Annotated in this window: 12 protein-coding genes and 1 tRNA gene; 1 reads left to right on the plus strand and 12 read right to left on the minus strand. The window is 66.8% G+C overall.

What is annotated here, in order from left to right:
• The first annotated feature begins 28 nt into the window (after positions 1 to 28).
• Positions 29 to 1,681 carry a YbaL family putative K(+) efflux transporter gene (gene ybaL, locus MRBLMC3_RS09135; RefSeq protein ID WP_363735463.1) on the plus strand — a complete coding sequence of 551 codons (1,653 nt, stop codon included), beginning with the start codon at positions 29 to 31 and terminating at the stop codon, positions 1,679 to 1,681.
• A 138-nt stretch (positions 1,682 to 1,819) separates the two neighbouring features.
• Here the strand turns inward: ybaL and MRBLMC3_RS09140 are convergent, their stop codons facing one another.
• From MRBLMC3_RS09140 to MRBLMC3_RS09195, 12 genes are all read right to left on the minus strand, one after another.
• Entirely contained in the window at positions 1,820 to 3,568 is a 1,749-nt protein-coding gene (locus tag MRBLMC3_RS09140) for a DEAD/DEAH box helicase (RefSeq protein WP_363735461.1), read from the minus strand.
• A gap of 240 nt (positions 3,569 to 3,808) precedes the next feature.
• Entirely contained in the window at positions 3,809 to 4,507 is a 699-nt protein-coding gene (gene rplA / locus MRBLMC3_RS09145; protein WP_363735459.1) for a 50S ribosomal protein L1, read from the minus strand.
• Between the two features lie 4 nt (positions 4,508 to 4,511).
• Positions 4,512 to 4,943, minus strand: a complete 432-nt coding sequence (gene rplK, locus MRBLMC3_RS09150) for a 50S ribosomal protein L11 (RefSeq protein WP_007709087.1) — start codon at positions 4,941 to 4,943, stop codon at positions 4,512 to 4,514.
• A 189-nt stretch (positions 4,944 to 5,132) separates the two neighbouring features.
• Positions 5,133 to 5,669: a transcription termination/antitermination protein NusG gene (gene nusG, locus MRBLMC3_RS09155; RefSeq protein WP_133654610.1), complete on the minus strand. Its 537-nt coding sequence runs from the start codon at positions 5,667 to 5,669 to the stop codon at positions 5,133 to 5,135.
• Positions 5,670 to 5,698: 29 nt separating this feature from the next.
• The gene (secE, locus tag MRBLMC3_RS09160; protein ID WP_133654611.1) at positions 5,699 to 5,905 is read right to left on the minus strand and encodes a preprotein translocase subunit SecE; all 207 of its coding nucleotides are present in this window, start codon (positions 5,903 to 5,905) and stop codon (positions 5,699 to 5,701) included.
• 171 nt (positions 5,906 to 6,076) lie between these two features.
• Positions 6,077 to 6,152, minus strand: a tRNA-Trp gene (locus MRBLMC3_RS09165).
• A 98-nt stretch (positions 6,153 to 6,250) separates the two neighbouring features.
• A complete protein-coding gene (locus MRBLMC3_RS09170) occupies positions 6,251 to 7,474 on the minus strand; it encodes a dihydroorotase (RefSeq protein WP_363827801.1) in 1,224 nt (407 codons plus the stop codon).
• A gap of 97 nt (positions 7,475 to 7,571) precedes the next feature.
• Positions 7,572 to 8,567, minus strand: coding sequence for an aspartate carbamoyltransferase catalytic subunit (locus MRBLMC3_RS09175; protein WP_363827803.1), 996 nt, complete (start codon positions 8,565 to 8,567; stop codon positions 7,572 to 7,574).
• Positions 8,568 to 8,634: 67 nt separating this feature from the next.
• Positions 8,635 to 10,245: a phytoene desaturase family protein gene (locus tag MRBLMC3_RS09180; protein ID WP_363827806.1), complete on the minus strand. Its 1,611-nt coding sequence runs from the start codon at positions 10,243 to 10,245 to the stop codon at positions 8,635 to 8,637.
• Positions 10,246 to 10,252: 7 nt separating this feature from the next.
• Positions 10,253 to 10,462 carry a hypothetical protein gene (locus tag MRBLMC3_RS09185; RefSeq protein ID WP_363827810.1) on the minus strand — a complete coding sequence of 70 codons (210 nt, stop codon included), beginning with the start codon at positions 10,460 to 10,462 and terminating at the stop codon, positions 10,253 to 10,255.
• 92 nt (positions 10,463 to 10,554) lie between these two features.
• A complete protein-coding gene (locus MRBLMC3_RS09190; protein ID WP_363827813.1) occupies positions 10,555 to 11,070 on the minus strand; it encodes a phosphoribosyltransferase in 516 nt (171 codons plus the stop codon).
• A 4-nt stretch (positions 11,071 to 11,074) separates the two neighbouring features.
• The gene (locus tag MRBLMC3_RS09195; protein WP_363827816.1) at positions 11,075 to 12,064 is read right to left on the minus strand and encodes a bile acid:sodium symporter family protein; all 990 of its coding nucleotides are present in this window, start codon (positions 12,062 to 12,064) and stop codon (positions 11,075 to 11,077) included.
• Between the last annotated feature and the right edge of the window lie 12 nt (positions 12,065 to 12,076).

Consider the following 12,076-nt stretch of genomic DNA (forward strand, 5'->3'; position numbering starts at 1 on the left):
TCCGTCGGCGGCCAGGGAAAGACACTCCATGCCCCATCACACGCCCCTGATCGGAACGATCGTCGCGGGCCTTGTCGTTGCCTTTGTCATGGGCGCCATCGCCCATCGCCTGAAATTGTCGCCGCTCGTCGGCTATCTGGTCGCCGGCATCATCGTCGGGCCGTTCACGCCGGGCTTCGTCGCCAATGCCAGCCTGGCCAATGAGCTGGCGGAAATCGGCGTCATCCTGCTGATGTTCGGCGTCGGCCTGCATTTCTCCCTGCGTGACCTGCTGTCGGTGAAGAACATCGCCGTGCCCGGCGCGATTGGCCAGATCGCCGTGGCGACGCTGATGGGCATGGGCCTGGCGCATGTCATGGGCTGGCCGCTGCTCGGCGGGCTGGTCTTCGGCCTTGCGCTGTCGGTGGCGAGCACGGTCGTCCTGCTGCGCGCCCTGCAGGGGGCGGACCTGGTGGAAACCCGCAGGGGCCGGATCGCCGTGGGATGGCTGATCGTCGAGGATCTGGTGATGGTGTTGGCGCTGGTGCTGCTCCCTGCGCTTGCCGGCGTCATGAACAATGCCGATGCGTCGGGCGGGGCGGCGGCCCTGCTGGCGCCGCTGCTGGGCACGCTGCTGAAGGTCGCGGGCTTCGTCGCGCTGATGCTGGTGGTTGGCCGGCGCGTCATTCCCTGGGCGCTGCACTGGGTCGTCCATAGCGGATCGCGCGAGCTGTTCCGCCTCGCCGTCCTGGCGATCGCGCTGGGCGTCGCCTTTGGCGCGGCGGTCGCCTTCGACGTGTCCTTTGCGCTCGGGGCCTTCTTCGCCGGCATGATCCTGGGCGAGACGCCGCTCAGCCGCCGTGCGACCGAGGAGACGCTGCCGCTGCGGGATGCCTTTGCCGTGCTTTTCTTCGTCTCCGTCGGCATGCTCTTCAATCCGGCGGTGCTGGTCGAGCAGCCGTTGCCGTTGTTGGTCACGGTGGCGATCATCATCGTCGGCAAGTCGATCGCCGCCTTCGCTATCGTCCGCGCCTTCGGTCATCCGGGCGACACGGCGCTCACCATCGCGGCAAGCCTGGCGCAGATCGGGGAATTCTCCTTCATCCTGGCATCATTGGGCACGGGACTGGGGGTGTTGCCGGCCGAGGCGCGCGACCTGATCCTTGCCGGCGCGATCGTGTCGATCTTTCTCAATCCGCTGATCTTCTCGCTCATCGTGCGCGGGCACAAGCAGGAGGAGGTCGAGGAAGAGGCGCAGGCGGAAAGGGCTAAGGCCAAGGCAAGCATCGGCCCACGCATCGGCCATGTCATCCTGGTCGGCTATGGCCGGGTGGGGAAGCTGATCGCGGATCGGCTGGCCGAGAAGGGCGCGCATTTCGTGGTGGTCGAGGCAGATGCCGACCGGGCGGAGGAGGCGGAGGAAGCGGGCCTCACGGTCGTGCGCGGCAGCGCGCTGGAGGACCGGCACCTGCGGGCGGCGGGCATAATCGAGGCGCGGCGCTTGCTGATCGCCGTGCCTGAAGGGTTTGAGGGCGGCGCGATCCACGAACATGCGCGTCATCTCAATCCCGATCTTCAGGTCATCGCCCGCGCCCATTCCGATGCGGAGGTCAAGCATCTGGAGGGGCTGGGCGTACCCCATGTGGTGATGGGGGAGAGGGAACTCGCGGCGCGGATGCTGTCGCTCTGCGGTGCGGGCTAGAGCGAGGCGGGTCAAGACGAGAGCGTTTCCACTCATGATGGAAACGCTCCAGAGGCCGATCGCCTGGAAATCGCTCCATGGACCGGCATCTGAAGCTCGTCGACACTGTGGGGCAGGTGTCGGACGAGCTTCATCTCTTCAGCCTCTCGGCTTGCGCGGGCCGCTCTTGCGCGGGCCGCCCTTGAAGGGTCGCGCGCCATAAGCGGGCTGAGGTCCGCGCCCTTCATTGGGGCGGCCTTTGCCACGCGGGCCGCCGTCGCGCCGGTTCTCGCGCGCCATTTCGCGGGGCTTGCCCTCGATCTGTTCGATCGCGACTTCCGCCCCCTCGTCGCTTGCCTGCCCGGTGCGTTTCACCGCGCCGATGAACTTCGCCGCGATGGCGGAGGGGATTTCGAACATCGTTTCATTGGCGGCGATGCGGATCGCGCCGATTTCCTGCCGCGACACATGGCCGCGGCGGCAGATCAGCGGCAATATCCAGCGCGGATCGGCATTCTGGTTGCGGCCGATGTCCATGCGGAACCAGACCGTATCCTCAAAGCCCGGACGCGGCCCGTCGCGTCGCGCGGGTGCCTCGCTCGCGTCCAGCAGTTCCTCCGGGGCGGGGAGGGCGGCACGGGCGCTCCTCACCAGCATGGCGGCGATTTCCTTGGGCGATTTTTCGGCCAGCAGCTCTGCCCCCAGGGCCCAGTCCTGCTCGTCGAGTTCGGCACGCTCCATCAGCTTCTCGCGCAGGCGCGCATTGTCCTGCTCCTGGATCGCTTCCTTGCCGGGCGGGGTGCCCCATTCGACGGGAATCTTCGCGCCGCGCAGCATGGATTCGACCCTCCGGCGGCGCGGATAGGGGACGATCAGCACGGCCGTGCCCTTCTTGCCGGCGCGGCCGGTGCGGCCGGAGCGGTGCTGCATCGTTTCCGCGTCGCGCGGGATTTCGACATGGACGACGAGGCTGAGATTGGGGAGGTCGATGCCGCGCGCGGCCACGTCGGTGGCCACGCAGACCCGCGCCCGGCGGTCGCGCAGCGCCTGGAGCGCGTGGTTGCGCTCATTCTGGCTGTGCTCGCCCGACAGCGCCACCGCCGCGAAGCCGCGTTCCGTCAGGCTGGCGTGCAGGTGCCGGACATTGTCGCGGGTGGCGCAGAAGAGGATCGCCGTTTCCGCCTCATGATAGCGCAGCAGGTTGACCACCGCATTTTCGATATCGGCGGGCGCGACCGTCACCGCCTGGTAGCTGATGTCGCCATGGCCGCGTTCATCGCTGACCGTGGAGATGCGCAGTGCGTCCTTCTGGTAGCGCTTGGCCAGCGCCACGATCGGCTTGGGCATGGTGGCGGAGAAAAGGAGCGTGCGGCGGTTGTCGGGCGCGCCGTCGAGAATCTCCTCCAGATCCTCGCGGAAGCCCATGTCGAGCATTTCGTCCGCTTCGTCGAGCACCACCGTCTTGATGGCGGACAGGTCGAGCGCGCCGCGTTCCAGATGATCGCGCAGGCGGCCCGGGGTGCCGACGACGATATGCGCGCCTTGCGAAAGCGCGCGGCGTTCCTTGGCGGCGTCCATGCCGCCCACGCAGGTGGTGATGCGGGCGCGGGCCTCGCCATAGAGCCATTCCAGTTCGCGCGCGACCTGAAGCGCCAGTTCGCGGGTCGGCGCGATCGCCAGCGCCAGCGGCCGGGCGGCGACGGGCAGGCGGTTCTGGTCGCCCAGCAGTTCGGTTGCCATGGCAAGGCCGAAGGCGACCGTCTTGCCCGATCCGGTCTGGGCCGAGACGATGAGGTCGCGGCCTTCGGCTTCGGTCTGGGTGACCTCTGCCTGCACGGGCGTCAGGCTTTCATAGCCTTTCCGCGTCAGCGCGTCGGACAGGAGGGCAGGGAGGTGTTCGAAAGACATTTCTATTTCCATCGGTAAAGCGACCCGCCATTCCCGACGGATACATGATGACCTGTTTGTCGCTTCAGCCGATGCGGAAGCCGGGGCGGAAGGTCACTCGCCCCGAAGTTCACACCGTCCCTTGGCGATTCCGCCGAAGGTCACGGTGCCCTCCCCGCAAGGGGAGAATAGCCCAAATAAGAAGGCCGCCTTCCCCCGCAAAGAGGGAAGGCGGCCCCTTTTTCTCTCATCCGCGAGGGATCAGACCGAAGCGACTTCCGCCACGTCGACCTTCACGCCCGGGCCCATCGAGGACGACAGGGCGATCTTGCGGACATATTTGCCCTTCGAACCCGACGGCTTCGCCTTGACGATCGCGTCGACGAAGGCGTCGAAATTCTTGCGCAGGTCCTCGGCCGAGAAGCTGGCCTTGCCGAGGCCGGCGTGGATGATGCCGGCCTTTTCGACGCGGAATTCGATCTGGCCGCCCTTGGCAGCCTTGACCGCTTCGGCGACGTTCGGGGTGACGGTGCCCAGCTTCGGGTTCGGCATCAGGCCCTTGGGACCCAGAACCTTACCCAGGCGACCGACCAGACCCATCATGTCGGGAGTGGCGATCACGCGCTGGAAGTCGATATTGCCGGCCTGGATCGAGTCCAGCAGATCTTCTGCACCCACGATATCGGCGCCAGCGGCGGTCGCGGCTTCAGCCTTGTCGCCACGGGCGAACACGGCGACGCGCACGTCCTTGCCGGTGCCGGCGGGCAGGGTCACGACACCGCGGACCATCTGGTCGGCGTGACGCGGATCGACGCCCAGGTTGATCGCGATTTCGACGCTTTCGTCGAACTTGGCGGTCGCGTGGGTCTTGATGAGGCCCAGCGCCTCGTCGACGCCGTGCAGCTTTTCGCGGTCAACGGCAGCGGCCAGGACCTTCGCCTTTTTCGTCAGCTTTGCCATGATCTCAGCCCTCCACCACTTCGAGGCCCATCGCGCGGGCGGAGCCTTCGATGATCTTCGTCGCCGCGTCGATATCGTTCGCGTTCAGGTCAACCATCTTGGCCTGCGCGATTTCGGCGAGCTGGGCGCGGGTGATCTTGCCGGCGACGACCTTGCCCGGTTCCTTGGAGCCGGACTTCAGATTGACGGCCTTCTTGATGAGGTAGGTGGCGGGCGGCTGCTTCGTCACGAAGCTGAACGAACGGTCCGCATAGACGGTGATGATGGTCGGCAGCGGCGTGCCCTTTTCCATCTTTTCCGTCGAGGCGTTGAACGCCTTGCAGAATTCCATGATGTTCACACCGCGCTGACCCAGCGCCGGACCGATCGGCGGCGAGGGGTTGGCGGCTCCAGCGGGCACCTGGAGCTTGATATAGCCCGTAATCTTCTTGGCCATTTTCACTCACTCTGTTGCTGGTGGACTTGCGAGCAAATCCACCGGTTCAAGTTTAGCGGTCAAGCAGCGGACTTAACATCCGCCTCCCGCACTTACCCTTGTCATCATCCCGGTGAAGGCCGGGACCTCAGGCCGCAAGGGAACGGCGTGAAGGCACGAAACCCCGGCCTGCGCCGGGGTGACGTGAAATCATTTGGACAGTTCGACCTGCTCGAAGTCCAGTTCGACCGGGGTGGCGCGGCCGAAGATCGACACGGACACCTTGACCCGGTTCTTTTCGAAATCCAGCTCCTCGACCGTGCCGTTGAAGCTGGCGAAGGGGCCGTCCAGCACCTTGACGCTGTCGCCGATCTCGTAATCGACGTTGATCTTGTGCTTGGGCGCGGCCTCTGCCGCCTTCTGCGCGCCGAAATAGCGGGCGGCGTCCGCCTCGCTGATGGCCTGCGGCTTGCCGCTCGACCCCAGGAAGCCCGTCACCTTCGGCGTGTTCTTGACGAGGTGATAGATGTCGTCGTTCATCGCCAGCTTGGCGAGGACATAGCCGGGCATGAACTTGCGCTCGACCTGCACCTTCTTGCCGCGCTTTACCTCTGTCACGGTCTCGGTGGGGACTTCCACCTGCTCGACCAGCTGGGAGAGGCCCATGCGCTCGGCTTCGGACAGGATCGATTCCTTGACCTTGTTCTCGAAGCCCGAATAGGCGTGGATGATGTACCAGCGCGCCATGTTACCGTCTCAAACTCCCGTTTAGGCCGTTATGCCTGGCCGGCGGCGAACGCCAGCAGCCACTGGACGACCGCGCCGAAGAAGGTGTCGATGCCGAAGAAGAACAGGCCCAGCAGCGAGGTCATGATGACCACCATCACGCCGGTCATGATCGTTTCGCGGCCGGTGGGCCACACGATCTTCGACGCTTCGGTCTTCACCTGATTGACGAATTCGCCCGGAGAAACCTTCGCCATCGCCTGCCTCAAAACCCTTCGAACAAACACCAAAGCGCGAAGCAACAGTCCGCCCTCCCGATCCCGCCCTGTTTGGCGTCCGGGGGTGCGGCCGCGCTTCGCGACCCATGCTTCGTCAAGCGCAGCTAGCCGCGAAACCCCGATATTTCAAGGGGTCGCGGCCAGTTCGCCTGGCAGGAGTGGAGGGACTCGAACCCCCGGCATTCGGTTTTGGAGACCGACGCTCTACCAACTGAGCTACACTCCTGCACTGGCCGGGGCCAGCGAAGGAGGGCGCTTTAGCGTGGCCTGCCGGGGAGAGCAAGCGGGAAACTGAGCGCATGTTCCGATCGCCTGGAAATCGCCCTAGAGGAAATTGCCGCCCTTCATGATGCGCCGCACGCGTCCCTGCACGGGCATGCGGTCGAACGGCGTGTTCCCGGCCTGCGCAGCCATCTTCCCCGAATCCACGATCCAGGGCGCGTCCGGATCGACGAAGATCAGGTCCGCTGCGCTGCCCGCCGCGAAGCTGCCGCCATTGACGCCCAATATCCGCGCCGGATTGGCGCTGAGCAGCATCATCAGCCGGTTGAGCGTCACATGCCCGTCCCGCACCAGGTTGAGCGAGAGGGCGAGCAGCGTTTCCGCCCCCGCCATGCCGGGGGCGGCGTCGGCGAAGGGGAGGCGCTTGTCCTCCGGCCCGCGGGGGTCGTGGCTGGACGTGATGACGTCGACGGTGCCGTCGGCGACCGCGGCGATGGTGGCCCTTCGGTCATCCTCCGACCGCAGCGGCGGAGAGAGCCGGGCGAAGGTGCGGAAGTCCGTCACGGCATTGTCGGAGAGGAAGAGATAGGCCGGGCTGATGCCGCAGGTGACCTTGAGGCCCTCTGCCTTGGCCGCGCGGATCAGGTCGAAACCGGCGCCGGTCGTCACCAGCCGGAAATGGATCGCGCCGCCCGTGGCCCGCGCCAGCATGATGTCGCGGGCTATGGCCATCGCCTCTGCGCAGGCGGGCGCGTGGGGCAGGCCGAGCCGCGTCGCCGTCTCGCCGCTGGTCGCCACCGCCTTGCCCGTCAGGCCGCTGTCCTCCGCATGGGTGATGACGGTGAGGCCAAGGCCCGAGGCATAGGAGAGCACGCGCATCATCACGCCTGAATCGGCGATCCACTGGCGTCCGGTGCCGACCGCCCTTGCCCCTGCCGCCTGCATCATGCCGATCTCGGCCAGTTCGGCGCCCTTGAGGCCGCGCGTTGCCGCCGCGATGGGGTGGACCCAGAAGTCGGGCTTGCCCGCGCGCGTCGCCTGGCGGATGAGGCCGGCATCGTCCAGGGGCGAGGATTGATCCGGCATCAGCGCTGCGCGGGTGATGCCGCCGAAGTGGAAGGCGGGCTTGTCGGTGGCGAAGACGCCGAGGTCGATCAGTCCGGGCGCGACGACGAGGCCGGCCGCATCGATGGTTTCCGCATCGGCCGGGACGGCGACATCGCCCGCCGCCGCGATGCGGTCATCCTCGATCAGGATGATGCCGGGGGAGAGCTCCGTGGCGGCAGGGTCTGCCAGCTTGCCGTTGATGATGGCGATTCTGGTCATCGGGCTGCGCTCCATCCCCTTGGCTTTCCGAGGGGCTGTTCCTGAAGGGGAATGCCGGGCTTCGACAGGGTCGGCGCCAATGGCGGGACAGGGGTTTTCATGCCCAGCCCTCCACGCCGCGCGCGCCACGGGTCAGCACGTCCAGGCAGGCCATGCGGATGGCGACGCCCATCTCCACCTGCTCCGTGATCGCGGAGCGTTCCGGGTGGTCGGCGACGACGCTGGCGATCTCCACACCCCGGTTCATCGGGCCGGGATGCATGACCAGCGCGTCGGGCCGGGCGATCGCCAGCCGTTCCGGCGTCAGCCCGTAGAGCATGTGATATTCGCGGGCGGAGGGAATGAAGGTGCCGTCCATCCGCTCATTCTGGAGCCGCAGCATCATGACGACGTCCGCGCCGTCCAGCCCTTCGTCCATGCGATGGCAGGGCGTGGCGCCCAGCATCTCGACCTCTGGCGGCATCAGCGTCGGCGGGGCGACGGCGCGGACCTGCGCGCCGAGCGCGGCGAGGCAGAGCATGTTCGAGCGCGCCACCCGGCTGTGCAGGACATCGCCGCAAATCGCGACGACCAGCCCCTCGAACCCGCCCTTGCGCCGCCGGATGGTGAGGGCGTCGAGCAGCGCCTGGGTCGGGTGCTGGTGCCAGCCGTCGCCTGCGTTCAGCACCGGGCAGTCGACCTTGTCCGCGATCAGCGCGACCGCGCCCGAACTGGCGTGGCGGATGACGATCACGTCGGCGGCCATGGCGTTGAGCGTCATGGCGGTGTCGATCAGCGTTTCGCCCTTCTTCACGCTGGACTGGCCGGCGTGCATGTTGACGACGTCCGCGCCCAGCCGCTTGCCCGCGATTTCGAAGGACAGCAGGGTGCGCGTGCTGTTTTCGAAAAAGGCGTTGATCTGGGTCATGCCCGCCAGCCGGTCGTCATGCTTGCGCGCGCCGCCCCGGTTGCTCCTTGCCCAATGTTCCGCCTCGTCTAGCAGGAAACGGATTTCCCAGGGCTTGAGGTCGGCGATGGACAGCAGGTGCCGATGCGGAAACAACGCCCGGCCGGTCAGGTCGGGCGGGGCGGAGGAAACGGTGATGTCGGGCATGAGCCCACCCTTTAGGCGAGGGTGGGGGACAGGGCAAGTATGCTCCCCCTTTCCTTCCCCCGCGCGGTCAGCCCCGGCCGAGCCAGCGGCCGAGCAGCGTGCCGTCCTTCAACACCTCCCGCGCCGCATTATGCCCCGGCGCGCCGGTCACCCCACCGCCCGGATGCGTGCCCGCGCCGCACATGTAGAGGCCCTTCAATGGTCCGCGATAGGCGCCGTGGCCCAGGACCGGGCGAGCCGCCCAGAGCTGGTCCAGGGTCATGTTGCCATGCATGATGTCGCCGCCGACCAGGCCGAATTTCCGTTCCAGGTCGAGCGGGGAGAGGATGTCCCGCGCGATCACCGATCGGGCGAAGCCGGGCGCATGCGCGTCGACCGTCGCGATGATGTGATCCGCCGCCGCCTCTCGTTCCTCATCCCAGCTGCGGCCGTCGGGCAGGACCGGCGCGAATTGCTGGCAGAAGAGGCTGGCCACATGGCATCCGGGCGGGGCGAGGCTTTCGTCCACGGTCGAGGGGATCAGCATCTCGACGATCGGCTGGCGCGACCAGCCCTCGCGCTTCGCGTCCATATAAGCGCGGTCCATATAGTCGAGCGTCGGCGCGATGGTGATGCCCGACTGGTGATGTTCGCCCACGCCGGGCAGGCAGGTGAAGTCGGGCAGGGACGACAGCGCGACATTCATGCGGAAGGTGCCCGATGCCGCCTTGAACCCGCGGATACGCTTCAGGAAATCCTGCGGCAGGTCGGCCGGGTCCATCAGCCGCTCATAGAGCAGTTTGGGGCCGACATTGGCGATGATCGCCCGGCCCATCACTTCCTCGCCGCTTTCCAGCCGGACGCCCACGGCGCGCGCGCCGTCGACCAGCACGGACGCGACCGGCGCCTCCAGGCTGATCTCCACCCCCAGGTCGCGCACGACCTGGGCCATGATGCGGGTGATCGTGCCCATGCCGCCGACGCTGTGGCCCCAGGCGCCCTTCTTCCCGTTCACCTCCCCGAAGACATGGTGCAGCAGCACATAGGCGCTGCCCGGCGCATCGGGCGAGGCGTAGTTGCCCACCACAGCGTCGAAGCCGAAGGCGGCCTTCACCGCCTCGCTCTCGAACCAGCCGTCGAGGAAGCCGCGCGCCGAGCGGGTGAACAGTTCCAGCACGTCCCGCTGCTGTTCCAGCGTCAGTCCGCCGATCCGCCGGCCCTGCCGGAGCGCGGCGGCGATCATCGCCAGCCCGTCGCCTGCATTGGGAGGTGTGCGCAGCGTCATGTCGCGCAACAGGTCGGCGACGACCTCCAGCGCGTCATAATAAGCGGGGAGGGTGGCGGCATCCCTGCTGCTGAACTTCGCGAACTCCGCCTGCGTCCGTTCCAGCCCGCCGCCCAGCTTCAGATAGCGGCCGTCCGGCTGGGGGAAGAAGTTGCTGATCGGCCGTTCGAGCACGCGATAGCCATGTTCGGCCAGCGCCATGTCGCGGATGACCCGGGGGTGGAGCAGGCTGACCGTGTAGCTGGCCACGGAATTGCGAAAGCCGGGGTGGAATTCCTCCGTCACGGCGGCGCCGCCGACAATGGCGCGCCGTTCGACTATCCGCACCCGGTACCCGGCGCGCGCCAGATAGAAGGCGCAGACCAGACCGTTATGGCCGCCGCCGATGATGACCGCGTCATAGGCCCTGGTCATGCCGGCTTCATCCCGCGGCCGCTGCGCGCTGCAGCCGCGTCACGCCTGGCTGCGCGGGATATTTGTCGAAAGTGAGCCACGGCCCGGCATAGGGCGAAAGCGGCCACCGCTCATCCCCCGCATAAGGTATGCGGGAGAAGAAATGCCGACGGGTCCGTTCCGCGCATCGGGAATGGATGGCATGCAGCGCCCATGCCGCGTCGGAACACGCCTCCATGCCATATTTCACTATCTTAGCCCCACCCAAGCTGACACGTTTTACACATGTACAATAATCGCCTGCCCACGGCAATGGCGGGAGGACGCGTCCTATGCGGTCCTTTCCGGCACGTCGCTCCAGTCGGCCAATATGCTGTCGCGGTTGGCCACGGCTTCCCACGGGAATACGAACCAGTCCTTCGTGACGCTGCGGTCGATCCTGTCCGCGCAATAGTCCACGCTCGCCGCGGACCGGATATTGTCCATCAGGACGGCAAAGCGCGCCGATCCCGCCGGAGCGGCGGCCAGGGCATGGCGCACGGCGTTGATCGTCCGTCCGCTGTCGTTGATGTCGTCGACGAACAGCAGCCTTTCGCCGGCTGCGGCGCGCTCCGCCAGTCTGGCGAGCAGCGCATCGCCGAAGTCGGGCAGCTTGGCCGAGAGATCGACGGACAGCATGGCGATTCCAGTGGCATGGCTGAGATAGGTGGCGGGAACGAGGCCGCCACGGCCCATGCCCACCAGATGATCGGGTCGCCATTGCGACGCTGTCATGGCCCGGACCAGCGCGTCGATCTGACCGAGAAAGGCATTCATGGTGATGGGCGTCAGGATCGGCTGGTCCATCGCGTCACGTCGCCGCAGCCAGATGCGCCCTGGCGTCTGCCGCCGCGCCGTAGCGGCGCGCCAGCACCGCACAGGCCATCAGCTGGATCTGATGGAAGAGCATGAGCGGCAGCAGGATCGGTCCCACCGCGCTGGCGGGGAACAGCACGCCGGCAATGGGGACGCCCGTCGCCAGGCTTTTCTTCGATCCGCAGAATTGCAGCACGATCGCATCCTCCCGCGACAGGCCGAGCAGCCGCCCCAGCAAATGAGTGAAGAGCAGGACGGTGGCCAGCATGGCGATGCAGATCGCCGCCAGCAACAGCAATTCGCCGCGCGACACTTTCTGCCACAATCCTTCCACCACCGCCGCGCTGAAGGCGGCATAGACCACCAGCAGGATCGACCCGCGATCCACCCGACCCATCATTGCCCTGTGCCGGCTGATGAAGCCGCCGATCCATGGTCGCGAAAGGTGCCCGACGATGAAGGGCAGCAGCAGTTGCAGCAGGATATCCTCGATCGAGGAGAGCGAGATCAGGTTGCCGGTCCCGCTTTCTTCCATCGTCAGCGCGACGAGCGCGGGCGTCAGCACGATACCCAGCAGGTTGGAGAAGGATGCGCTGACCACCGCCGCCGCGACATTGCCCCGCGCAATGGCGGTGAAGGCGATCGAGGATTGGACGGTCGAGGGCAGCAACGTCAGGAACAGCAAGCCCGCACGCATCGAAGGTGGGATTGCCGTCGCCTGTCCGGTCGCAAGCCCGATCAGGGGAAAGACCGCGAAGGTCGTGCCCAGCGTCGCCAGATGCAGTTTCCAGGCCCGGGTACCGTCCCAGATCGCGTCGCGCGACAGCTTTGCGCCATGCAGGAAGAAGAGCAGGACGATGCCGGCGTCCGCAGCGGCGCCGGCCACAGCAGCGGCGCTTCCGCGCGCGGGCAGCAGCGATGCAAGCGCCACCGTACCGATCAGCAGCAGCAGGAAAGGGTCCAGAATCTCGCGCAGGCGTTGCATTGGGTCGCCTTT

This window comes from Sphingobium sp. LMC3-1-1.1, from assembly GCF_040676285.1.
In the GTDB taxonomy this organism is placed as follows: Bacteria; Pseudomonadota; Alphaproteobacteria; order Sphingomonadales; family Sphingomonadaceae; genus Sphingobium.